The following is a 23,035-nucleotide window of genomic DNA, read 5'->3' as shown; positions in this document are numbered from 1 at the left end:
GGGTATTTTAGTTTTATTTTAATTTTTGTGGAGCATTTTTTTGATTTTAGCAATGAAAACTTCCTTTATATTTGCAAATAAATTTTCTTGATTATGGCAACACTTAGATTTGAAGCATTAAAAGAAACCTTAAATCGTAAATCTGTAATAGTTACGGAAACCGAAAGAAGGTCTGTATTGTTTGGTGAAAACGTTTTTAATCAGGCAACTATGCTTCAGTATCTAACCAAAGATGCTTACAATAGCGTCATGGATGCCATTGATAATGGTGCTAAAATTGATAGACAAATAGCAGATCAAATTGCATCAGCTATGAAGGAGTGGTCTTTGTCTAAAGGTGTTACACATTACACACATTGGTTTCAGCCACTTACTGGTGCTACCGCAGAAAAACATGATGCATTTTTTGAAACTATTGGCGATGGTCATGGAATTGAAAAATTTGGAGGAGGTCAATTAGTGCAACAAGAACCTGATGCGTCTTCATTTCCGCATGGAGGTATTCGAAATACATTCGAAGCTAGAGGATATACTGCTTGGGATCCATCATCTCCAGCATTTATATATGGTACAACACTTTGTATTCCTACAGTTTTTGTCGCTTACACTGGAGAGGCTTTGGATTATAAAACACCATTGTTAAGAGCTTTGCACGCTGTAGATCAGGCTGCAACTGGGATTGCTAAATATTTTGATAAAAACGTAAAAAAAGTGAATGCCTCTCTAGGATGGGAGCAAGAGTATTTTTTAATTGATAAAGCTTTAGTAGAATCAAGACCAGATCTTGTAATGACAGGAAGAACCTTGTTAGGACATTCCTCTGCAAAAGGGCAACAATTAGATGATCATTATTTTGGTAGTATTCCAACCAGAGCACTGAATTTTATGAAGGACCTAGAAGTGGAATGTATGCTTCTTGGAATTCCGGTAAAAACAAGACATAATGAAGTAGCTCCAAATCAATTTGAATTGGCTCCGATTTATGAAGAAACAAATCTTGCTGTGGATCATAATTCATTGTTGATGGATATTATGGAAAAAGTAGCTGCTAGACATCATCTAAAAGTATTATTGCATGAAAAACCATTTGCAGGAGTAAATGGATCCGGAAAACATAACAATTGGTCTTTGGGTACGGATACTGGAGTCAATTTGTTAAGTCCTGGAAAAACACCGATGAGTAATTTACAGTTTTTAACATTTTTCATCAATACAATTAAAGCTATTAACGAGTATGAGGAGCTAATGAGGGCGGGTATTGCTTCTGCAAGCAATGATCATAGATTGGGTGCCAATGAAGCACCACCTGCAATCATGTCTGTATTTATTGGTGAACAACTGACTTCTGTGCTTAAGGATCTAGAAGGAGTAACCGATGGAAAATTGTCTCCAAAAGAGAAAACAGATTTAAAACTCAATGTAGTTGGTAAAATTCCGGAAATTTTACTCGATAATACCGACCGTAATAGAACATCTCCTTTCGCCTTTACAGGAAACAAATTTGAGTTCAGAGCTGTAGGTTCTAAAGCTAATTGCGCGAACCCTATGACAATCCTAAATACGATTGTAGCAAAACAATTGGTAGATTTTAAAAAGGAAGTAGATCTTTTAATTGATAAAAAAAGCCTTAAAAAAGACGAAGCAATTTTTAATGTATTAAGAGAGTATATCAAAACATCCAAGGATATTCTTTTTGAAGGAAATGGTTACGGAAAAGATTGGGAGAAAGAAGCTAAAAAAAGAGGGCTAAGTAATAATAAAACTACACCACAAGCACTAAAGGTAAAGATTTCTAAAAAAACACTTGATCTTTTCGAAAAGATGAGTGTGATGAATAAAATAGAAGCCGAGGCTAGATATGAAATCGAAATAGAAGAGTATGTAATGCGTATACAAATCGAAGGCAGAGTGTTGGGTGATATTGCCCGAAATCATATTATTCCAACAGCGATTAAGTATCAAAATATGCTAATCAATAACGTTTCTGGTCTAAAGAATTTATATGGAAATGATTTCAAGAAATACGGAAAAGAGCAAATGGATATTATCGAAAAGATTTCTGAACATATAGGTGCTATCAATATGAAGGTAAATGAAATGATTGATGAAAGACGAAAAGCAAATGCTTTAGAAAATCTTGAGAAAAAGGCAATTGGATATTGTGAAAAAGTAAAGCCTTTATTTGATCAAATTCGATATAACTGTGATGAATTGGAGTTATTAGTAGATGATGAGTTATGGCCTTTAACAAAGTATAGAGAGCTTTTATTTATCAGATAGGTAAGAATTTACTGACCAAGATGCTTTTTTGTTTTATTTTTAACAAAAAATTAATATCTGTTAAAACCTTGAAAAAATCGCATAAAACTCTGTTTGTTATGGGTTTTCCGTAATGCATTTTGTCGAATTCTTACTAATATTATAAAAATCCCCTTAATGTTTTCATAAATTTGTTTTGTTCCTAAAAAACAAAAGGATTCCCCTGTTAGGAATATCTCCCCAGATTTTTCATTGAAAACCCGATTTCAGATAGTGTTAAGGATTGTCTGAGATTGAATCATGCGCCCCAAACAATAAATTGAATTATTAATCAAATTTAATATATTTTACGTATGAAAAAAGTAATTTTTAGTCTAGCAGCTTTATTAAGCGCGTCAGTGATGGTGGCACAGTCAAACGCCAGTAGTGTTGATCAATCAGGTGATGCCAATGCAGCAAATATTACGCAAGTTGGTTTAGCAAACACTAACACAACTACTCAATTGGGATCAGGTAACAGCGCAGAAGCCATTCAGGGTAGTGAAGCATTTGCTTCTAGAAACGGAGTTGTAACTCAGATGCAAACAGGTGATAAGAATACTGCATTTGCACAGCACGAAGAAGACAGAAACGAGGTGTATCAGGTTCAGATTGGAAACGGTAACTCTGCTTCTGCTACTCAAAATCTTTTAAACTTTGGAGGAGATAACCTTTCTGAGCAACTTCAAGAAGGAAATGGTAATACAGCTACTATTTCTCAAGAAGGAGCAGGATTCTTTGGTGATGGATCTTTAAACTACGCTGGTCAAGGGCAATTTGGAGATGCAAATACTGCTACAACTTCTCAAGGTGGAGAAGAAAACTTTAGTTTAATCATTCAGTCTGGTTCTTTTAACACAGCTTCTATGGCGCAAGTAGGAGATGTAAACTTAGCAGACCAAAGACAAACAGGTGAAGCTAATTTAGCTGCTGGTGAGCAGTGGGGAACAAGCAATACTTTAATCCAGTCACAAACTGGTGGAGGTAATATCGCAACTTCTCTTCAAGGAAGTAGCTTCTTTGACTCTAGAGGAGGTATCGTAGATCAATTACAAGAAGGTGATGAGAACGAAGCTTTTGCTCAGCACGAAGAAGATAACAACTTTATTATCCAAACTCAAATTGGTGATGGAAACTCTGTTTCTGCTTCTCAAAACTTAGCTTTCTTTGGTGGTGAAAATACAGCAAGCCAATTCCAATTAGGAAATGGAAACGTTGCTACAGCTACTCAAGAAGGAGATTTCGGTCTTTTCGGAGAAAGTAACTTGGTATTACAAGGACAAATTGGAGACGAGAACACAGCTATCTCTTCTCAAAACGGAGCTAGTAATGTTAGTGATATCTTTCAGTTAGGAGATTCTAACTTTGCACAAGATACTCAGTTTGGACAAAGCAACACTACTTTTGTAACTCAAACTGGAGAGTCTCACAGTAGCATTATTCTTCAAAGTGGAACTGGAAACGCAGCTGTTGTAACTCAGTCTGGTTCTGGAGAACTATAAGAAATAATTTAATATATTTGAAAGGGTTATGCTAGCTAAGGTTAGCATAGCTCTTTTACTACTTTTAAAACCCTTTACTGATGAAAAAATATTTCGCATATTGTTTAGTGATAGTATCCTTACTTTTGGGTGAGAATATCTATGCTCAGAATAACGACGATCAGGATGAGTCATTGGTAGAGAGCCAGGAACGATTCATTACGTTAAATCAATTACAAAATAACTCAGTTGTGCAAGCTCAAAGAGAAAGCTTTATGAATAATAACTCTGTTTTTATTCAGCAAGTGGGGACAAACAATCAGGTTTTTTCAACCATAACAGCGCAAACTTCTGATATTCGATTAAATCAGAACGGAGAACAAAACTTGATTGATATTAATGAGACTTCTAGGGATATCGAAAAGTTTATTACTCAAAACGGTAATAATAATCGTGTTATTGATTTTTCCTTTAATCCAGAAGTTTCTACCAATTTAGAAATTCTTCAAGATGGAGATAATCTTTCGTTTGAAAAGTTTGGTAGTAACGAATTATCAAATAATCTAAAATTTAAGATGACTGGAAATGCTCGTACGATTATCGTAAGAAGTTTTTAAGGTACTAAAAAGCGGTTTGTTTTATGCGTTTTAAACTAGCTGTAATATTTCTGTTTATATTCCAATTTGCTAGTAGCCAGTTTACCAATACTGATGTTATTGCTAAACTAAAGACAGAAAGAATTGATGATATTATTTCCGTAAATGCGGAGGCAACCAACGCCACCGAGGTATACAAAAGTTTAAAATATACGTTTTCAATTTTTAGAACCGATACCACAAAAACTGTTTCCAAAAGTAATCAAGAAGAAAGATTTACACTAGAAGCTAATGAACAAAAAAGTCTTACTAATACTACAATTGGTGTAGATGAGAAAGATAAAATTGTGATGCTTTTATTAGTCTATGAAGAAGATAAGATTGTAGGCAAAGCTCGAATTGCCTTTAATGAAAAAGATCAAAAAAAAGAAAAAGAAGAAGAATATGTTGAGGATGATGGTATTGTTTTAAAAGGTATTGTTATCGAAGAAACCAAAACAAAACCTGGAAAGGATTTTTATGATTTCTTTTATACTTCCTATACCTTAAATAGAATTAACGGTTCTAAGATAGTCGGCGTTTATGAAAAACTTAGTTTTGGTAGAAGCACCATCATTCAAGTAAAAATAGAAGATAAAGTCATTCATGAATTTTTAGGTAAACCAGATATCGAATATTTAGAGCAAATGTCAAAGGTTTCGATTCGAAGAGTTTATAAATATTTCAAGGATTTAAAGAAACAGAAAAGAGATATTTTTCAGTATTAATAATTACTTATAAAAATGAAGTCAATAATAGTCACTATAATACTTGTCTTTTGCTCGTATCAATACAGTATGGGTCAAGACTTGATTTATAGACCCAAGAATCCAGCTTTTGGAGGTGATACTTTTAATTATCAATGGTTGTTGAGTTCTGCAGAAGCTCAAAATACATTTACAGATGAAAGTGATTCTGATGGAGATAATAGATCAGAATTGGAGAGATTTACCGAAAGTTTAAACAATCAGTTACTTAGTCAGATATCCAGAACTTTATTTAATGAGCAGTTTGGGCAAGAAGGTCTTACCGAAGGTACTTTTAGTTTTGGAACACTGTTTATAGAGATTTTTCCATCGGGAGAAGGTTTGGTAATTAATATTTTAGACACTAGCACAGGAGATCAATCCCAAGTAATAATTCCTAATTAAATTTTAATGTATCACAAGTTTTATCAAGTAATTCTAGTAATTACTTGTGTCATATTGTTATCCGGATGTGGAACATATTTTAACCAACCCATCACGGTAGAACAAGCAAGAATAGGGGAAGACACAAAATTCACTCAAACACTCAGAGATTTACCGGTACCAAAAGAACCTGTGGTTGTAGGAGTCTATAAGTTCAGGGATCAAACTGGACAGTATAAGCCTACTGAAGCAGGAAGTACTTTTAGTACTGCAGTTACTCAAGGGGCAACAACAATATTAGTGAAGGCATTGGAAGATTCTAAATGGTTTGTACCTATCGAACGAGAGAATCTAAGTAACCTACTGAATGAACGTAATATTATTCGTTCTACCAGAAAAGAATACCGAAAAAATAAAAACACGAATGAGCCACAATTGCCTCCACTTTTATACGCGGGTATTATTTTAGAAGGAGGGATTGTTTCTTATGATTCTAATATTATTACTGGCGGATTAGGAGCAAGATATTTTGGGGTTGGTGGATCTACTCAATACAGACAAGATCGTATTACTATTTATTTAAGAGCTGTTTCTACATCTAATGGAAAAATCTTAAAAACGGTATATGTTTCTAAAACAATTTTATCACAGGCATTAGATGCTAGTTTCTTTAGATATGTGAAGTTTAGTAGGTTGCTAGAAGCGGAAACAGGATTTACTAAAAACGAACCAGGGCAGATAGCAGTTTCTGAAGCGATAGAAAAAGCTGTAGAATCTTTGATCATTGAAGGTATTGAAGATAGATTGTGGAGTCCTGCAGCGGATCAGCAAGAGGTAAATGAACTTTTGGCAGACTACAATGCGGAAAAAAATGAAGCACAAAATACAGGACTTTATGAGCGTTATTTTAAGGAAAGACGTGGAAAAAAATCACTTTTTGCAAATGGAGGATTGGCATTAATTAGCGGTGATTATAATAATGCGGATTTATCATATTCTGCCAGAGTAGGAGGTAAATGGTATTTTAATCCATACATCAATGCTAATGCCAGCTTAAGTAAATTTCAATTACGAAATGAAGAAGCATTCTCAGAAGGGTTTAATGCGATCGATATCAATGCTGAGTTAACACTCTTGCCTTTTGAAAAACTTACACCTTTCTTCTTCGGAGGTTTAGGAACTGTAAATTCGGATGATTTTGATCGAACATTTTTTAAATTTCAATATGGTGGTGGAATAGAATATTTAGTTACTGATCAAATAGGAGTAGCGTTTAATGCTACTCATAATCTTGTTTTAGGAGATAAATTAGATAATGTATCGCAAGGTAAAAGAGATGATCAGTATTTTAATTTCTCTTTAGGACTCAATTGGTATTTTAAAAGTCCGTTAAAAATGGATAAAGAGTTACGTAAACAAAAACGTAGAGAAGAAAAAGAACTTAGGAAGTTAAAAAAAAGAAACAGACAAGTAATTGAAAATGGTGAGGTTCCTAAAGGATAATGCCTAAAACTCTTATGGAAATGAAAAGATATTTTATAAAATTAGTATTGGTTTTTACTGCGGTATTAGTGAATTCCTGTAGCGAAGATACTATCGATTTAGAAGGTTTAGGATCAGTGAGAGGACGAGTAGTGACTGTGGGTACCAATGAACCGTTAGAAAATGTGAAAATTTCAACAAATCCATCTTCTAGTACTGTTTTTACAGATGAAAATGGAGAATATTTAATAGAGAATATTCCTTCTGGAGATTATTCGTTAGCAGCTCAGCGCGAGGGACTTTTGGCTCAATTCGAGGCGATATCTATCATTGCAGATCGAGAATTGGAGATCGTTTTTGAAATGGATATAGAAACTGCAGGGAATAGACCGCCTGATGCAGCTGTTCTAGATACTCCAGCAGACAATGCTGTAGATCAACCGGTAGAAGTTACATTGGTTTGGACTGGTGCAGATCCAGATGAAGATTCACTTACATATACAGTAACTTTGAGAAATGATGAAAATACAGACGTAGAGATATTCGAAAATATTACGGATACAACTTATGTGCTTACCGATCTTCAGTATAACGTAAAATACTTTTGGCAAGTAAGTAGTAGTGATGGAATTAATGATCCTGTAAATAGTAATACTTTTGCTTTTGAAACAGCAAGTCCTCCTAATAATCGAATTATTTATACCAGATCCGTAGGAGATAATAGTGTTATTTATTCTGCAAATGAGCAAGGTGATACAGAAATTCAATTAACTTCTGAAACTAACAACAGTTTTAGGCCAAGACGCCATGTTGCAACAGGAAAAATAGCATTCTTGCAGTCAGTAGGCTCAGATACACATTTATTCGTTATGAATGAGGATGGAACTCAGGTTTCACAGGTAACCTCTCAGGTGTCAGTTGCAGGATTTGATTTAGGCGAGATTGATTTTTCATGGTCCGATAATGGTGCAAGGTTATTATTTCCTAATCAAGATAAATTATATAGTATTGATGTTGATGGTAGTGGATTAACTCTTGTGTACCAGACATCTGATGGGGATCTAATTGCAGAGGTGGATAAAAATGATAATAATGGAGTGATTGCTTTAAAAACTAATAATCTAGATGGTTATGAGGTGGAGATATTTACAATTAATGCAGCTGGAACGGTTCTAGAAACTATTTTAACTGGAGTTTCTGGAGCTGCTGGTAGTATTAATCTTTCTGTTGATGGTACAAAATTATTATACAATCAAGATATTTCAGGTTTTGAGAGTAGTGATTACAGACAACTAGATTCTCATTTGTTTATCTATGATTTTGGCGACAGTTCACGTTTAGATATTTCTATTCAGAAACCATCGGGAACTAATGATTTAGATGCACGATTTTCTCCAAATGAAGCTGCCGTGATTTTTGTGAATACATCTAATGATGGAATATCACAAAGAAATATTCAAACAATGACAATTCTTGAAATTGCGAATAGGGCAGATCTTATACTCAATGCCTCTATGGCAGATTGGGAATAATCTTAATGTCTTATATAAAATAAGAGAATTGCGATTTACTTCTAATAAATCGCAATTCTTAGTACTAAAATCGAAATTAATTCGATTATCTTTGCCCTTTACTAGTGGTATAATACAATAATAATGAGTCAAGAAGTAAGTAAACGCTACGCTCAGCGAGGTGTTTCGGCATCTAAAGAAGATGTTCATAGTGCAATAAAGAATATCGATAAGGGTCTTTTTCCGCAAGCATTTTGTAAAATCGTTCCTGATTATCTTACAGCAGATGAGGACTATTGTTTAATAATGCATGCAGACGGAGCTGGTACAAAATCTTCTCTTGCTTATATGTACTGGAAAGAAACAGGCGATGTCTCAGTTTGGAAGGGGATAGCACAAGATGCATTAATAATGAATATAGACGATTTATTATGTGTAGGAGCTACGGATAATATCATGTTGTCTTCTACCATTGGTAGAAATAAAAATTTAATTCCAGGAGAAGTAATTTCTGCAATTATTAATGGAACAGAAGAGTTGTTAGAGGAGCTTAAAGGCTTTGGAGTTACAATTCATTCTACCGGTGGAGAAACTGCTGATGTGGGTGATTTGGTGAGAACAATTATCGTAGATTCCACAGTAACCGCAAGGATGAAACGTAAAGATGTTATTGATAATGCGAATATTAAGGCTGGTGATGTGATTGTAGGCCTTGCATCTTTTGGTCAGGCTACTTACGAAAAGGAATATAATGGAGGAATGGGTAGTAATGGTCTTACTTCAGCAAGACACGATGTGTTTCATAAGGTGTTAGCAGAGAAATATCCAGAAAGCTTTGATGCTGCTGTTCCTTCTGAACTTGTGTATTCAGGAAAAACAAAGCTTACGGATGCAGTAGAAAATGCTCCCATAGACGCAGGTAAACTTGTATTGTCTCCTACTAGAACTTATTCACCAATTATAAAAAAGATATTATCTAAATTTGATAGTGATACGATTCATGGAATGGTACATTGCAGTGGAGGAGCGCAAACTAAGATTTTACATTTTGTAGAAAACCTTCATATTATCAAAGATAATTTATTTGATGTACCTCCTTTGTTTCAGTTAATACAAGAAAATTCTGGAACTGATTGGAAAGAGATGTATCAAGTGTTCAATATGGGGCATCGAATGGAATTGTATGTTTCTCCTGAAATTGCAGATGAAATTATTACTATTTCTAAAAGTTTTGATGTGGATGCTAAGGTTGTAGGTCGAGTAGAAGAAGCTACATCCAAAAAACTTACTATACAGAGTGAGTTTGGTGAGTTTATGTATAGCTAAATAATCCCTTTTGTTTTGTGAGCATATTTTTCCTTTAGCAATTGTAGTTTTGGGTGTATATAACGTTTGCAAAATGGTTTTTCAGGATTATTATTATAATAGTTAAGAAGTTCTTCTCTTGATGACTGAAATGATTGAAATTTTAGGATTTGAGTAATTAACTTATTATCAAAATCATGATTTAATTTTGAGATTATAGCCGCTATGATTTCTTTTTCATGATCATTAAAATAATAAATTGCACTTCTGTATTTTTTTCTGAAACTATGATTAGAAGTACTTTTATGTGTATGTAAATGGATTTCTATTAAATCATGTAACTCAATTATTTGAGGGTCATAGGTTACGACAACTGCTTCAGAAAAATAATTATTTTGATCAGTGCTGGCAATATAGCCTTGTTCTACTTTTATGATTCCACGTAAGGACTGAAAAACAGCTTCTGTACACCAATGACATCCACCTCCAAAACCAATTTTTACATAACTCATAATTGTAAAAATCGTAATTAAATCCTTTATTAGTACTTTTAAATTAATTAAATAGTTATGGGGAATCCAATAATTAATATAAAGAAAGACGCTACAGATATTGTATTTGAAGTATGTGCATTTATAGGTTTGGGAGTTTTGTTATTACTTCCGATTATCTATAATGCTGATCTTCTAGATCAAATTCCAACACATTTTAATGCAAAAGGCGAACCAGATAATTACAGTTCTAAAACCTCAATTTGGGTGCTACCAGTAATTGGGTTGTTGATGGTAGTAGGTCTTTATATTCTTAATAAGTTTCCTCATAAGTTCAATTACCCTTCGAAAATATCAGAAGATTCAGCTCCTAGGTATTATAAAATAACCACTAGATTAATAAGAGTAATTAATTTAATCATTGCATGGTCTTTTGCTTATATTTTATATGGTTCTATACAGGTTGCGATTGGGGTTTATGATGGTTTAGGAAATTGGTTTTTGCCAGTATTTATTGGTGCTTTGCTCGGTGTAATGATATATTTTATTTTGAAATCTAGGAAAATTACTAATTGATTTTCGAGAGCTCGAAACATTTGTTCAAGCTCCCGAGAATGTAAACTTTGATCTGTAAGGTGTTATCCGAGTTCTTTGTTAAATTGAATTGTTTCTGATTCGTTGTCCTCTTCTTTTGTTTCTATGAGTTCAATTGTGTTATCATCATTGAATTTACCTTCTTTTTTCTGATAGAAGATGGGTACAGGAATCATTGCGACCATAATAATAAATAATACTAAGACAATTCGTCTTATTGCTTTTTTAAATCTTTTCATTTTTAAAATAATGTAAACCACTAGCAGGTACGATAGTGGAATTAATGATATTTGAAATAAAGGATTAGGTCTTTTGGAAGACCTATATTTTAAACAAAAAGACTTTCTTCTTCAGAAGAATAAGTAGGGATGTGGAATAATAAATGATACTTAATTTCCGATGAAATTATCGTATCAAGTTTTTTATACATGATCGAAGCAATAGTTTCATGGTGCTTCGAAATTGAACTTAGTGTGGAGGTAGTAATAAAATAGGGAGATTCATTAAACGCATTCCCTAAAGAAATTACTTTAACTAAGCTTTGCTGATCAGAAACAACAAGTTCAATATTTTCTTGAAAAGAAATAGGTGATGTATAATTAGAATATCCTCCAATGCCCAAAAAGAGCAAAAGAGTCATAAACCAACTAAAAATCAGCTTTTTGTTGTATGTATTATTGTTTCCAGTCATATGAGTTGTAAAAATACAATTTTTTGAGTTACAAGATTGTTGTTTAGATTCAGAAAATGCGTATGACCTTTGCTCAAAAAAATGTACTTTTGTAAATTCCACGGACAGGACAGATAGAATTATGATTGATAAATTAAATATTGTTAAGCAGCGATTTGATGAGGTGAATGATTTGATCATTCAGCCTGATATTATTGCAGATCAAAAAAGATATATAAAGCTTAATAAAGAATATAAAGATCTCAAGGCATTAATGGATGAAAGAGATCGGTATATCGAGTTAACGGATAATAAGAAAGAGGCTGAAGAAATTATTTCAGATGGGAGTGATCCAGAAATGGTAGAAATGGCTAAAATGCAGTTAGATGAGGCTAAAGAGGAGCTACCTGCTTTAGAAGAGAAAATTCGTTTTATGCTTGTTCCTAAGGATCCTGAAGATGCTAAAAATTGTGTGGTCGAAATTAGAGCGGGAACAGGTGGTGATGAGGCGAGTATTTTTGCGGGAGACTTATTTAGAATGTATACTAAGTATTGCGAAGGAAAAGGATGGAGTACTAGCGTAGTGGATCTTAGCGAAGGAACTAGTGGTGGATACAAGGAGATTATTTTCGAAGTGAATGGAGAAGATGCATATGGAACCATGAAATTTGAAGCAGGAGTGCATCGTGTACAAAGAGTTCCACAAACAGAAACGCAAGGTCGAGTGCATACCAGTGCAGCTACTGTAATGGTATTGCCAGAAGCTGAAGAGTTTGATGTAGAATTGGATATGACAGAAGTAAGAATCGAACGAACCACTTCTACAGGACCAGGAGGACAGTCAGTGAATACCACATATTCTGCTATTAAGTTACATCATGAGCCTACAGGGATGATCGTAAGTTGTCAGGATCAGAAATCATCCCACAAGAATTTAGAAAAAGCACTAAAAGTACTTAGATCGAGATTATATGAATTAGAACTTGCCAAAAAGCAAGCTGCAGATTCTGAAAAGCGTAAAAGTATGGTTTCTTCTGGAGATCGTTCTGCTAAAATTAGAACTTATAATTATCCGCAAGGTCGTGTTACAGACCATCGTATCGGGTTAACTTTATATGATTTAAGTAATATCATAAATGGAGATATTCAGAAAATTATTGATGAACTTCAGCTAGTAGAAAATACAGAGAAATTAAAAGAATCCAACGAAGTTTTTTAGTCTTAATATGATTATAAGACTAGAGAAAAGGATTTCTTGAAGAAGACAAAAAGAGGAAAGTTTTAAAACTTTCCTCTTTTTTATATAATATACTTGGTTAGTTATTTTAACGTGTATGATTTTGGTGCTTCTTCTACTTTTTTTGCTCTGACTACGAAATAAAGACCAACTAAAATAAAAGGTATGCTCAGCCATTGTCCTGTAGATAGGGCATCCCCTAAAGCATCTTCAAAACCACCTTGACTCTTTTTAACACTCTCTACGATAAATCGAACAATAAATATCAACATCATATACATACCAAAAAGGAATCCTCTATTGTTTCTTTTATCCGTTTTCCAATAAATAAACCAAAGAATCAAGGATACAAAGATATATCCAAAAGCTTCGTATAATTGTGCAGGATGTCTATAAGGAATCGCTTCTAAAAGGTTTGCGAATTTAGGATTATTTACCACTGCAGAATAAGCCTCATTTACATTTTTAATTCCAGTTTCCCTTATCACTTCTGCTTTACTTAGACCATCACGGATAAATTTTACCCCAAATGGCGAATCTCCTGAAGGTTCTCCTATAATTTCTGAATTAAAGAAGTTTCCTAAGCGAACAAAAATACCTCCAAATGCTGCAGGAATAGTTACTCTATCCATTACCCATAATGGGTGTTTTTTTAATACATTTTTAGAGTAATAATACATAGCAATGATAAATGCAATGGCAGCGCCATGGCTTGCAAGTCCTCTAAAACCAATGAATTCAAACGCAGGATTAAACTTAAACGGTAAAATGATTTCAAGGAGATTGTTTCTGTAGTAGTCCCAATCATAGAAAAATACATGACCAAGCCTAGCTCCTAATAGTGTTCCTATGACAGCATAGATAAAAACAGAATCTAGTTTTTCCATAGAAATCTTTTCACGGATGTATATTTTTTTCATCAAATACCATCCTAGAGAAAAAGCAACAACAAACATTAGGCTGTAGAAACGAACGACAAAAAAACCAAGATCCAATCCTTCGATCGGATTCCAAACTATTTTAGAGAATATCATATAGAAATCTATTTTTCTAGGGTAAATATAGGTATTTAATTGAAGTCAAAATTATAATTGAAATAATATTGAGTTAAACTATCATATGATTGAGTTAACTTTTCTTTTTGCAGCAAGAATCAGGAACAGGATCATATCCGCTGCCTCCCCAAGGATGGCAACTAAAGATACGTTTTATAGCAAGTTTTCCACCCTTAATTAATCCGTGTTTTCGAAGCGCTTCTAAACTATAATGCGAGCATGTTGGCTGATATCGACAAGTTGCAGGTGTTAATGGAGAGATGAAATTTTGATAAAACTTAATCAATCCAATAAACGGAGCTGTCAAAATTTTTCGCAACGTTATTCTAGAGCTCAAAATATATTAGTTAAGGGTAAAGCTGGTTCCTTCTCGACCATCTTTTAACTGGATACCCATTGCTAGCAATTCATCTCTTATTTTATCACTAGTAGCAAAATCTTTGTTTGCTCTAGCCTCAGCTCTTAAATTGATTAACAATTCTACTGTGCTAGAAAGCTTATCGCTAATATCTGAAGATGCTTCATTAATATTTACTAGTCCTAAAACATCAAAGACAAAATCATTTATTTTTGTTCTAAGATTTTCATAATCCTCCTTAGAGATAGTAGCTTTTTCTTCTTTTACAGAATTGATGAATTTTACCGCTTCAAATAGTTTAGCTATCAAAATCGGACTATTAAAGTCGTCATTCATGGCATCGTAACATTCTTTTATCCAATTTTGAACATCGAAACCATTGGTATTATCGCTGATTTTTAGATTTTCTAAGGTTTTAACGGATTCCATTAACTTGTAGAAACCTTTTTCAGAAGCTTCTAAAGCATCATTAGAAAAATCTAAAATGCTTCTGTAATGAGCTTGTAACATGAAAAAGCGCGCTACTGTTGGAGCAAAAGCTTTATTCAATTTATCACTCTCACCACTAAATATTTCTGCCGGAGATAGAATGTTTCCAGTGGATTTTGACATTTTTTTACCATCTAACGTCAACATGTTAGCATGCATCCAGTAATTTACTGGTGTTACTCCACAAGCGGCTTCTCCTTGGGCAATTTCACATTCGTGATGTGGGAATTTAAGATCCATTCCTCCGCCATGAATATCAAATTTTTCGCCTAAGTATTTTGTGCTCATTACGGTACATTCTAAATGCCATCCTGGGAAACCGTCACCCCAAGGTGATGGCCATCTCATAATATGTTTAGGTTCTGCTTTTTTCCATAAGGCAAAATCCTGTGGATTTTTCTTATCACTCTGAGCAGTCAATTCTCGGGTATTAGCAATCATGTCTTCTAGATTGCGGCCACTTAATTTTCCGTATTGATTAGTTTCGTTAAATTTCTTTACATCAAAATATACAGATCCGTTAACTACATAAGCAAATCCGTTATCAATAATAGTTTTAATAATCTCAATTTGCTCCACGATATGACCAGTAGCTGTAGGTTCTATACTCGGTGGAATGTTGTTGAACTTCGCTAAAATATTATGAAAATCTAATGTGTAACGTTGTACAATTTCCATGGGTTCTAGCTGTTCTAAACGTGCTTTTTTAGCAACTTTATCTTCACCTTCATCAGCATCATTTTCTAAATGACCAGCATCTGTGATATTACGAACATAACGTACTTTATATCCTAGGTGTTTTAAATATCTATAGACTAAATCAAAAGAAATAAATGTTCTGCAATTCCCTAAATGTACGTTACTATAAACAGTAGGTCCACAAACATACATGCCTATGTTTCCTTCTGTTATAGGAATAAATACCTCTTTCTGACTAGAAAGAGAGTTGTAAATTTTAAGTTCCTGAGTTTTGTACAACGGAGTTGCTACCATAATTTTGATTGTGCTTATTGTGATTGATTAATAAATGTGGATTAAAATCTAGTGTCTAATTTAATGTAGTCTAAAAATTCTCTACGAACAGATTCTTCTTTGAATTTACCTCCAAATTCGCTAGTAACCGTGCTACTTTCTATATCTCTAATTCCTCTAGAGTTTACGCATAAGTGTTTTGCATCTATCACGCAAGCAACATCTTTAGTGTTCAGTACTACTTGAAGATCCTGAACTATCTGCATCGTCAAACGTTCTTGAACCTGTGGTCGTTTTGCATAATAATCCACGATACGATTCATTTTTGATAGGCCAACAACGGTACCGTTAGAGATATAAGCTACATGTGCTCTTCCTATAATGGGGAGTAGGTGGTGTTCGCAAGTAGAATAAACAGTAATGTTTTTTTCAACAAGCATTTCACCATATTTGTAGTTATTGTCAAAAGTAGAGGCTTCTGGTTTTCGCTGCGGGTGTAAGCCAGCGAAAATTTCATTTACAAACATTTTTGCAACTCGTTGTGGAGTTCCACTTAGACTATCATCATCAAGATCTAATCCTAAGGTTTCCATAATGTGTCTTACATCTTCTCTAATCAAAGCGATTTTTTCTTTATCACTTAATTTAAAAGCATCTTCTCTTAGAGGTGTAGTTGCGCTAGTAGCTACATGATTATCACCTAGCGCTTCAATAGCTTCAAGGGCCTTGTCTATCTTCACAAGTTCAAATTTTTGTTATTACTTCAAGAATTATAATCGTACACTTGTGTTTGCAAATGTTTATTATCTAAAATTGAAAGAAGATTACTTGTACTTACAATTTTAAGGTATTCTTTTTTTAATTTCCTACATTTTATAATCAAGTTAAATTCTAAAAATTGTAATTCAAAAGAAATCAATTATAAAACAGGCTGCAAAGATACAATTTTGTCTTTTTACTTAGTAAAAGCTATGTTAACAATTATAAATATTCTTGTGGTTTTCTAGACACTTTCTTAAAAATTAGTAAATTTAATTCCTACACAAGAAAATAGACTAACCTACGTTATATAAAATATGTCAAAATTACTACCTCAAATCTTATTTTATTTTGCGCTATTTGGCCTTTGTGGTCAATATGTCAATGCTCAGGATTTTGATACTGCCTGTCAGAATTCTCAACCCTTTTGTTCTGATGAATCATTAGAACTTACTTTTCCTAATACAACTGGTGATATCAGTGGGCTGGGAGAAGTTGGGTGTTTAAATACTACTCCAAACCCTTCTTGGTATTTTATTCTCATAGATGAACCTGGCGAATTAGTCTTTGATATTCGTCAATGGGTAGATGCTGATGGAGATAGTCGTTTAGATCGTGATGAACGACAGTTAGATGTTGATTTTATCGCGTGGGGACCATTCCAGACATCTTTTATTATCGATTGCGAAGATCAGCTTTCTCGTGGATGTGACCTTAATGGAGATGGTGAGAATATACGACCAGCAGAGTGTGTGAACAATGCAGATGAGCCAGATTTTTATATAAATGATGAGGATAATACAAATATTGTAGATTGTAGTTATGCAAGAACCTCCGATGATAATTTTATAGAGACTTTTACCATTCCTGATGCTCAAACAGGCGAGTTTTATATTGTGTTAATCACAAATTTCGCTGATGAAGCAGGAGTGATTCAATTAGAGCAGACCAATCTTGGTGAAGATGGAGCAGGAACTACGGATTGTAGTGTGTTGGAACCTGGGATACCACAAGATAGAATAGCCACTTGTGGAGAGTTTCCTTTAACAATAGAAGGTAGGTTTCCAGCAAGTTCGGGTCCTCCTGCGGTTCCAGCTGCGGTAACATTTCAATGGGCTAGAGCAGATTTAGGAGATACTAATTTTGTGGATATACCTGGAGCTACATTTCCTTTTTATGATAATGTTACTTCAAATGGGGTTTATCAACTGAGGGGTTTTGATTCAAACGGTATCGAAGTGCCAGACTCACCAGATCAGGTATCTGTATTAGATGTTTCGCAAATAGCTTTTCAGGTAGATTATACTATAACAGAAGAATCTTTTTCAGGGTTTTATACACTTACTGCAGAGGTATCTACAGATCCTATAGTAGAGGCGGAAGGCTTTACCGACTTTGAATACCGATTGGACAGAGATATTAATATGGATGGAGTGTTTGTTGAGTATAGAGAATATCAATCATCACCCGTTTTTGAACAGGTTCCTCCTGGAGATTATAGAATCGTTGCTAGATATGCAAACTGTCCAGATAATGAAAGAACCTCAGTGGATATTATGATTCTGGGATACCCTAAATATTTTACACCTAATGGAGATGGTTTTCATGAAACATGGAACCTTATAAATCCAGAAGATCAACCTACTCCCGCGTTAGTGTATATTTTTGACAGACACGGTAAATTGTTAAAACAATTAAATCCAACTGGGCCTGGTTGGGATGGAACTTATAATGGAAATTTAATGCCTTCTTCTCAATATTGGTTTAGAGTAGAATTTAATGAGCAATCGGATCGGGATCCGAATAGAGGTAGAAGAACTTTTTCTGGAAGTTTTTCTCTAATTCGATAAGAAATAAAAAAGGAGTTGATGCTAATCAACTCCTTTTTTATTTTGCGACTTTATATCTTTTATAAATTGAGACTGAGTGTAAATGTAAGGTTGTCTCTATAACTATCTACAAAAGCAAAATTGGTGAAAGAAGAATTTGGATAAAATTGCTGGTTTCGTTGTTGCTCAGAATAGTCATAGGCTACATCAAATTTAACTTTCCCAAAATTATAACCAATACCAAGAGATAGACCAGTTCTATCTCCAAGAGTTATTTCGTCCTGATATGGACTTTCTTCGTAGCTGTAACCACCTCTAAAACTCCAGTTTCCATTTCTTAATTCTCCTCCAATTCTAAGAGTAGAAGCTCCTTGTAAAGTATTTTCTATTTCTCTGTTCAAATCTGAAAAATCATCAAATCCATCTGAATCAAATTCAGTTGATCCATAATCTTTGTATGAATAATCTAGGCTAATAAGACCTCGTTTTCCAAATAAGATAGCAACACTTCCAGTTGCTCTTGCTGGAGTTCGTAATTGATACTCCGGAAAAATATTGATTACATTAGGGTCGACAACATTAATATTTCCTGTGGTGTTAACCGTTCTAACTCGTTGCGAAGTCTCTTCTTCAATATAATACCATGTTGGTGACTCGAAGGAAGCTCCTAATCTTAAACGATTAGATACTTTTAAAATTCCACCTACTTGCGCAGAAAATCCCGCACCAATGGTAGATAATCTATTAGTAAAAGAGATTTCATTTATACTACTTCCAGCATTATTATTGAACTCATCAAATATGGTAACTCTATCATAATTGATAAAATGTGAATTTAAATTGAATCCCAAATGGAATCTTTCGTGTATTTGCATTCCTGCATTTACGGTAAACTTACCATTAAGTCCTGTGCTTTCGTAATAATAATCTTGATCAACTGGATTGTTGATGTCTGTAACTACAGCAGAAGAATAATTTACATTATCAGGATCACTTGGGTCATCTGCGATGATGATTCCACTTTGATTTCCTAAAAAAGCTTGTTGATATCTAAAACCATTATTGCCACTATTTTCACCAAGATCTATATAAACATCTTGGACGCTTTCATTTCCTGTAGTCGGTCCAACGATTGAAAGTGGCACACCTTGAGCCTGTGCTACAAAATATTCGGCAATCGAACTGTTACTACTTCCAAAAGCAAATAATTCTTCAGCAAAATCGGTTGTTTGGTCATAAGCAATTCCTAATGATATTCTGCCAATTTTGGAGGATTCATTTCTGTTATTGTATACAAAAACAGCTCCTAATTGATTAAAATTTAGATTAGTAAAAGAGGATTCGTTAAAACCATTTAGATAGCTTACATCATTTTGAATATTAGATGACGAAAGTGTAATAGATCCTGATGAGTTAAGAAATACAGCAGAGCCTGCAGGGTTGATTTGCAAGGCAGAAAGATCGCCACCTAAAGCTCCAAATGCTCCACTCATTCCTCTAAAGCGAGCTGTTCCTAAAATTTCTTGTTGAGAAAATCTAACCGCATCAGTGATATCCTGCGCATTTGTTAAAGAGAAGGACAATATGCTTATAATTAAAAATATCTTTTTCATATATGGATTCGATAAATAAGAGAAACTCTTAATTATTTATATATAACAAGTAAATACGATCAAGATATTAGTAGGGTATTAAAATGCTATAAATATCTTGATCGAATAAACTGTATTATACTGTAATAGGTTTATTTGTTATAAATGAAATTAAGTAGAGGTAACTACTTGTGTTGTATTATCTTCTTCCACCACGACTTCTTCCGCCACGGCTACCACCTCTTGATCCGCTGCTTCTAGATCCACCACTACTTCGGTAAGAACCAGAACTACGACTACTTCTTGAAGATCCTGAGTAACTTCTAGATCCAGAACTTCTGGAGCTCCTAGAGCTTCCACTATAGTTTCTTGATCGAGAACTACTCCTGTTAGGGCTAACAGATCTTGATCTTGAGTAATTTCCGTTATTAGAGGATCTAGTTCTTCCAGAGTATGTGGAAGTTCTTGTACGTCTATTATTGTTAGCAGAAATTCTTCTCCTATTATTATAGGAACTTCTGTTGTTATAATTTCGGCTTCTCGATCTATTATTAAAAGATCTAGATCTTGCATTGTAAGCGCTTCGGCTTCTGAAATTACTAGCGTAAGCATTTCTAAAGCCACGATTTCTAAATCCTCGATTGTATGCTATTCTGTTACGTCCATAAAAACCATATCCGTAGTTGTAATAAGGAGGACACCAGAATCCACCGCCATACCAGTATGGGTTACCCCATCCGAATCCAGCATTCCAGCCCCAGTTGTTCCATCCCCATCCAAATCCAGGGCCCCAACCAGCATTCCAACCCCAAGAGTTGAATCCCCAGTTGTTCCATCCCCATCCTATACCAGGACCCCAGGCATTCCAACCCCAGTTATTCCATCCTGTATTAATGATGTTGACAGATACTTCGTCATAATCACTACCCCATGTAGGTTGACCACCTTCATAGTTTAAAGCTACACCAGTAGTGTCTGCTGGATTGTAATTATCACTAGAATAAGAATCTATATCAGTAAAAATCGCATCTTGTTCAATTACATTGTCAATCTGAGCAGATTTTTCTGAAAAATAATTAGAATAATAATTTGAATTAGATTGTGGTGTGGTTTCAGTTGGTTGAGGTTCATAGTTCCTTTGGCTTCTTGCTTCACCATAAATACCATCATCATACGATACATATTCATACGAGCCACAAGATGTCAACATAAGAACAGAGACTGCCAGGAAAGTCCCCACAGCTCCATTTTTTTGAAAATAATTTTTAAGTCGCATATCTCCTTATTTTATTGTTGAACAATACAAATTTAGTTAGTTTTGCGCTAACTATTTTTTATTTAACAAAGTCACAACATTTGTGCCAAATAGCAAGTTATGAGCAAAAATCTAACGAAACGTAGTGAAGATTATTCTAAATGGTATAACGAATTAGTCGTAAAGGCTGATTTAGCTGAGAATTCGGCAGTAAGAGGGTGTATGGTAATTAAGCCCTATGGGTATGCAATTTGGGAGAAAATGCAGGCTGAATTGGATAAAAAATTTAAAGAAACAGGTCATCAAAATGCATATTTTCCTCTTTTTGTACCTAAAAGTCTCTTTGAAGCAGAAGAAAAAAATGCAGAAGGGTTTGCAAAAGAGTGTGCTGTAGTTACCCATTATAGATTAAAAACAGATCCAGACGATGCTTCGAAATTAATAGTGGATCCAAACGCAAAATTAGAAGAAGAACTCATAGTACGTCCTACTTCTGAAGCTATAATTTGGAATACTTATAAAGGTTGGATACAGTCTTATAGAGATTTGCCGATATTAGTGAATCAATGGGCAAATGTAGTAAGATGGGAGATGAGAACACGTTTATTTTTGAGAACGGCGGAATTTTTATGGCAGGAAGGACATACGGCTCATGAAACAAGACAAGAGGCTATTGCAGAAACGGAACAAATGAACAATGTATATGCAGATTTTGTTGAAAATTTTATGGCAATTCCTGTTGTAAAAGGAAGGAAGACAGAGAGCGAACGTTTTGCGGGTGCTGAGGATACTTATTGTATCGAAGCGTTAATGCAAGATGGAAAAGCACTACAAGCTGGAACCTCTCATTTCTTAGGGCAAAACTTTGCAAAAGCTTTTGATGTGAAATTCACCTCTAAAGAAGGAAAGCAAGATTATGTTTGGGCAACTTCTTGGGGAGTTTCGACAAGATTAATGGGGGCGTTGATTATGACGCATAGTGATGATAATGGGTTGGTTTTACCTCCTAATTTAGCTCCAATTCAAGTGGTTATTGTACCTATTTATAAAGGAGAGGATCAGTTAGATCAGATTTCGGAAGTGGCAAATCAGTTAGTTGCAGATTTAAGAGCTAAGGGGATTTCGGTAAAATTTGATAATCGAGATACACATAGGCCTGGAGCAAAATTTGCGCAGTATGAATTACAAGGAGTGCCTTTGCGCATTGCTATAGGACCTAAGGATTTGGAAAAAGGAACTGTGGAGCTTGCTCGTAGAGACACATTGTCAAAACAGTTTGTACAAAAGGATGATGTTGTTAACACCATCGAAGCTTTATTAGTGGAAATCCAGGAAAGTTTACATTTAAAAGCAACTCAGTATAGAGATAATCATATTACTGAAGTAAATTCTTTTGAAGAGTTTAAAGAAGTTTTAGAGAATAAAGGAGGGTTTATATCTGCTCATTGGGATGGTACAGCAGAAACAGAACAAAAGATAAAAGAGCTAACAAAAGCTACTATACGTTGTATTCCTTTTGATGCGAAAGAAGAAAATGGTGTTTGTGTGTATAGCGGAAACCCTTCTAAAGTAAGGGTGTTATTCGCAAAAGCATATTAATTTTAGAAAAAAATAAAATAACACTTGCGCCATTAAAAAATAGTTGTATTTTTGCATCCGCAATTAGGCAAACAACTATGGCCCGTTCGTCTATCGGCTAGGACGCCAGGTTTTCATCCTGGTAAGAGGGGTTCGATTCCCCTACGGGCTACGAATAAAAAAATAATTGCAAGTTTAGAGTGAAAGCTATAAATTTGCACTCCTTGAAAAAGGAAAATGGCCCGTTCGTCTATCGGCTAGGACGCCAGGTTTTCATCCTGGTAAGAGGGGTTCGATTCCCCTACGGGCTACGA

Annotated in this window: 21 protein-coding genes and 2 tRNA genes; 14 read left to right on the top strand and 9 right to left on the bottom strand. The window is 34.5% G+C overall.

Annotation, left to right across the window (positions count from 1 at the left end; genetic code table 11):
• Positions 1-93: 93 nt before the first annotated feature.
• The 8 genes from Q1A73_RS17740 (at position 94) to Q1A73_RS17705 (ending at position 9,863) form a co-directional block, all read left to right on the top strand.
• Positions 94-2,280, top strand: coding sequence for a glutamine synthetase III (locus Q1A73_RS17740; protein WP_299608166.1), 2,187 nt, complete (start codon positions 94-96; stop codon positions 2,278-2,280).
• Positions 2,281-2,612: 332 nt separating this feature from the next.
• Positions 2,613-3,800 carry a hypothetical protein gene (locus Q1A73_RS17735; RefSeq protein ID WP_299608164.1) on the top strand — a complete coding sequence of 396 codons (1,188 nt, stop codon included), beginning with the start codon at positions 2,613-2,615 and terminating at the stop codon, positions 3,798-3,800.
• An 80-nt stretch (positions 3,801-3,880) separates the two neighbouring features.
• Positions 3,881-4,396: a hypothetical protein gene (locus Q1A73_RS17730; protein WP_299608161.1), complete on the top strand. Its 516-nt coding sequence runs from the start codon at positions 3,881-3,883 to the stop codon at positions 4,394-4,396.
• Between the two features lie 23 nt (positions 4,397-4,419).
• Positions 4,420-5,142 (top strand): CsgE family curli-type amyloid fiber assembly protein, encoded by a 723-nt coding sequence (locus tag Q1A73_RS17725; protein WP_299608159.1) that lies wholly within the window; start codon positions 4,420-4,422, stop codon positions 5,140-5,142.
• A 15-nt stretch (positions 5,143-5,157) separates the two neighbouring features.
• Positions 5,158-5,565 (top strand): curli production assembly/transport component CsgF, encoded by a 408-nt coding sequence (locus tag Q1A73_RS17720; protein ID WP_299608156.1) that lies wholly within the window; start codon positions 5,158-5,160, stop codon positions 5,563-5,565.
• A gap of 6 nt (positions 5,566-5,571) precedes the next feature.
• Entirely contained in the window at positions 5,572-7,047 is a 1,476-nt protein-coding gene (locus Q1A73_RS17715) for a CsgG/HfaB family protein (RefSeq protein ID WP_299608153.1), read from the top strand.
• A 20-nt stretch (positions 7,048-7,067) separates the two neighbouring features.
• The gene (locus tag Q1A73_RS17710; protein ID WP_299608150.1) at positions 7,068-8,558 is read left to right on the top strand and encodes a carboxypeptidase regulatory-like domain-containing protein; all 1,491 of its coding nucleotides are present in this window, start codon (positions 7,068-7,070) and stop codon (positions 8,556-8,558) included.
• A 123-nt stretch (positions 8,559-8,681) separates the two neighbouring features.
• Positions 8,682-9,863 (top strand): AIR synthase related protein, encoded by a 1,182-nt coding sequence (locus tag Q1A73_RS17705; protein WP_299608147.1) that lies wholly within the window; start codon positions 8,682-8,684, stop codon positions 9,861-9,863.
• On the opposite strand, the gene Q1A73_RS17700 is transcribed toward Q1A73_RS17705, so the two are convergent.
• The gene (locus Q1A73_RS17700) at positions 9,860-10,354 is read right to left on the bottom strand and encodes a peptide-methionine (S)-S-oxide reductase (protein WP_299608145.1); all 495 of its coding nucleotides are present in this window, start codon (positions 10,352-10,354) and stop codon (positions 9,860-9,862) included. The genes Q1A73_RS17705 and Q1A73_RS17700 overlap by 4 nt on opposite strands.
• 57 nt (positions 10,355-10,411) lie before the next feature.
• Here Q1A73_RS17700 and Q1A73_RS17695 point away from each other — a divergent pair, with 57 nt between their 5' ends.
• A complete protein-coding gene (locus tag Q1A73_RS17695; RefSeq protein ID WP_299608142.1) occupies positions 10,412-10,909 on the top strand; it encodes a DUF1648 domain-containing protein in 498 nt (165 codons plus the stop codon).
• 62 nt (positions 10,910-10,971) lie between these two features.
• Here the strand turns inward: Q1A73_RS17695 and Q1A73_RS17690 are convergent, their stop codons facing one another.
• The gene (locus tag Q1A73_RS17690) at positions 10,972-11,166 is read right to left on the bottom strand and encodes a hypothetical protein (RefSeq protein ID WP_299608140.1); all 195 of its coding nucleotides are present in this window, start codon (positions 11,164-11,166) and stop codon (positions 10,972-10,974) included.
• Between the two features lie 89 nt (positions 11,167-11,255).
• Positions 11,256-11,618 carry a hypothetical protein gene (locus Q1A73_RS17685; RefSeq protein ID WP_299608138.1) on the bottom strand — a complete coding sequence of 121 codons (363 nt, stop codon included), beginning with the start codon at positions 11,616-11,618 and terminating at the stop codon, positions 11,256-11,258.
• 121 nt (positions 11,619-11,739) lie between these two features.
• Between Q1A73_RS17685 and prfA the strand changes: the two genes are divergently transcribed.
• The gene (prfA, locus tag Q1A73_RS17680) at positions 11,740-12,816 is read left to right on the top strand and encodes a peptide chain release factor 1 (RefSeq protein WP_299608135.1); all 1,077 of its coding nucleotides are present in this window, start codon (positions 11,740-11,742) and stop codon (positions 12,814-12,816) included.
• Between the two features lie 101 nt (positions 12,817-12,917).
• Here prfA and lgt read toward each other — a convergent pair whose 3' ends face one another.
• From lgt to folE, 4 genes are all read right to left on the bottom strand, one after another.
• Positions 12,918-13,868 (bottom strand): prolipoprotein diacylglyceryl transferase, encoded by a 951-nt coding sequence (gene lgt / locus Q1A73_RS17675; RefSeq protein WP_299608132.1) that lies wholly within the window; start codon positions 13,866-13,868, stop codon positions 12,918-12,920.
• Between the two features lie 94 nt (positions 13,869-13,962).
• A complete protein-coding gene (gene yidD / locus Q1A73_RS17670) occupies positions 13,963-14,208 on the bottom strand; it encodes a membrane protein insertion efficiency factor YidD (RefSeq protein ID WP_299608698.1) in 246 nt (81 codons plus the stop codon).
• A 24-nt stretch (positions 14,209-14,232) separates the two neighbouring features.
• Entirely contained in the window at positions 14,233-15,729 is a 1,497-nt protein-coding gene (gene cysS / locus Q1A73_RS17665) for a cysteine--tRNA ligase (protein ID WP_299608129.1), read from the bottom strand.
• A 41-nt stretch (positions 15,730-15,770) separates the two neighbouring features.
• Positions 15,771-16,448, bottom strand: coding sequence for a GTP cyclohydrolase I FolE (folE, locus tag Q1A73_RS17660; RefSeq protein WP_299608126.1), 678 nt, complete (start codon positions 16,446-16,448; stop codon positions 15,771-15,773).
• 336 nt (positions 16,449-16,784) lie between these two features.
• On the opposite strand from folE, the gene Q1A73_RS17655 reads away from it, so the two are divergent.
• Positions 16,785-18,317 carry a T9SS type B sorting domain-containing protein gene (locus tag Q1A73_RS17655; protein ID WP_299608123.1) on the top strand — a complete coding sequence of 511 codons (1,533 nt, stop codon included), beginning with the start codon at positions 16,785-16,787 and terminating at the stop codon, positions 18,315-18,317.
• Between the two features lie 59 nt (positions 18,318-18,376).
• Here the strand turns inward: Q1A73_RS17655 and Q1A73_RS17650 are convergent, their stop codons facing one another.
• Positions 18,377-19,909 carry an outer membrane protein transport protein gene (locus Q1A73_RS17650; protein ID WP_299608120.1) on the bottom strand — a complete coding sequence of 511 codons (1,533 nt, stop codon included), beginning with the start codon at positions 19,907-19,909 and terminating at the stop codon, positions 18,377-18,379.
• A 178-nt stretch (positions 19,910-20,087) separates the two neighbouring features.
• Complete coding sequence (locus Q1A73_RS17645; protein ID WP_299608117.1) at positions 20,088-21,164, bottom strand: hypothetical protein; 1,077 nt, start codon at positions 21,162-21,164, stop codon at positions 20,088-20,090.
• A gap of 99 nt (positions 21,165-21,263) precedes the next feature.
• Here Q1A73_RS17645 and proS point away from each other — a divergent pair, with 99 nt between their 5' ends.
• From proS to Q1A73_RS17630, 3 genes are all read left to right on the top strand, one after another.
• Entirely contained in the window at positions 21,264-22,742 is a 1,479-nt protein-coding gene (gene proS, locus Q1A73_RS17640; protein ID WP_299608114.1) for a proline--tRNA ligase, read from the top strand.
• A 79-nt stretch (positions 22,743-22,821) separates the two neighbouring features.
• Positions 22,822-22,893, top strand: a tRNA-Glu gene (locus Q1A73_RS17635).
• A gap of 67 nt (positions 22,894-22,960) precedes the next feature.
• A tRNA-Glu gene (locus tag Q1A73_RS17630) sits at positions 22,961-23,032 on the top strand.
• The last annotated feature ends 3 nt before the right edge of the window (positions 23,033-23,035 follow it).

This window comes from uncultured Aquimarina sp. (genome assembly GCF_947492115.1).
In the GTDB taxonomy this organism is placed as follows: domain Bacteria; phylum Bacteroidota; class Bacteroidia; order Flavobacteriales; family Flavobacteriaceae; genus Aquimarina.
Note: the sequence above shows the minus strand (reverse complement) of the source record. Positions and strands in the feature narration are given on the sequence as shown.

Bases quoted from the DNA above. Each gene is read 5' to 3' on its own strand.
- Q1A73_RS17740 (WP_299608166.1), top strand. From the start codon at position 94: ATGGCAACACTTAGATTTGAAGCATTAAAAGAAACCTTAAATCGTAAA.
- Q1A73_RS17735 (WP_299608164.1), top strand. From the start codon at position 2,613: ATGAAAAAAGTAATTTTTAGTCTAGCAGCTTTATTAAGCGCGTCAGTG.
- Q1A73_RS17730 (WP_299608161.1), top strand. From the start codon at position 3,881: ATGAAAAAATATTTCGCATATTGTTTAGTGATAGTATCCTTACTTTTG.
- Q1A73_RS17725 (WP_299608159.1), top strand. From the start codon at position 4,420: ATGCGTTTTAAACTAGCTGTAATATTTCTGTTTATATTCCAATTTGCT.
- Q1A73_RS17720 (WP_299608156.1), top strand. From the start codon at position 5,158: ATGAAGTCAATAATAGTCACTATAATACTTGTCTTTTGCTCGTATCAA.
- Q1A73_RS17715 (WP_299608153.1), top strand. From the start codon at position 5,572: ATGTATCACAAGTTTTATCAAGTAATTCTAGTAATTACTTGTGTCATA.
- Q1A73_RS17710 (WP_299608150.1), top strand. From the start codon at position 7,068: ATGAAAAGATATTTTATAAAATTAGTATTGGTTTTTACTGCGGTATTA.
- Q1A73_RS17705 (WP_299608147.1), top strand. From the start codon at position 8,682: ATGAGTCAAGAAGTAAGTAAACGCTACGCTCAGCGAGGTGTTTCGGCA.
- Q1A73_RS17700 (WP_299608145.1), bottom strand. From the start codon at position 10,354: ATGAGTTATGTAAAAATTGGTTTTGGAGGTGGATGTCATTGGTGTACA.
- Q1A73_RS17695 (WP_299608142.1), top strand. From the start codon at position 10,412: ATGGGGAATCCAATAATTAATATAAAGAAAGACGCTACAGATATTGTA.
- Q1A73_RS17690 (WP_299608140.1), bottom strand. From the start codon at position 11,166: ATGAAAAGATTTAAAAAAGCAATAAGACGAATTGTCTTAGTATTATTT.
- Q1A73_RS17685 (WP_299608138.1), bottom strand. From the start codon at position 11,618: ATGACTGGAAACAATAATACATACAACAAAAAGCTGATTTTTAGTTGG.
- prfA (WP_299608135.1), top strand. From the start codon at position 11,740: ATGATTGATAAATTAAATATTGTTAAGCAGCGATTTGATGAGGTGAAT.
- lgt (WP_299608132.1), bottom strand. From the start codon at position 13,868: ATGATATTCTCTAAAATAGTTTGGAATCCGATCGAAGGATTGGATCTT.
- cysS (WP_299608129.1), bottom strand. From the start codon at position 15,729: ATGGTAGCAACTCCGTTGTACAAAACTCAGGAACTTAAAATTTACAAC.
- Q1A73_RS17655 (WP_299608123.1), top strand. From the start codon at position 16,785: ATGTCAAAATTACTACCTCAAATCTTATTTTATTTTGCGCTATTTGGC.
- Q1A73_RS17650 (WP_299608120.1), bottom strand. From the start codon at position 19,909: ATGAAAAAGATATTTTTAATTATAAGCATATTGTCCTTCTCTTTAACA.
- Q1A73_RS17645 (WP_299608117.1), bottom strand. From the start codon at position 21,164: ATGCGACTTAAAAATTATTTTCAAAAAAATGGAGCTGTGGGGACTTTC.
- proS (WP_299608114.1), top strand. From the start codon at position 21,264: ATGAGCAAAAATCTAACGAAACGTAGTGAAGATTATTCTAAATGGTAT.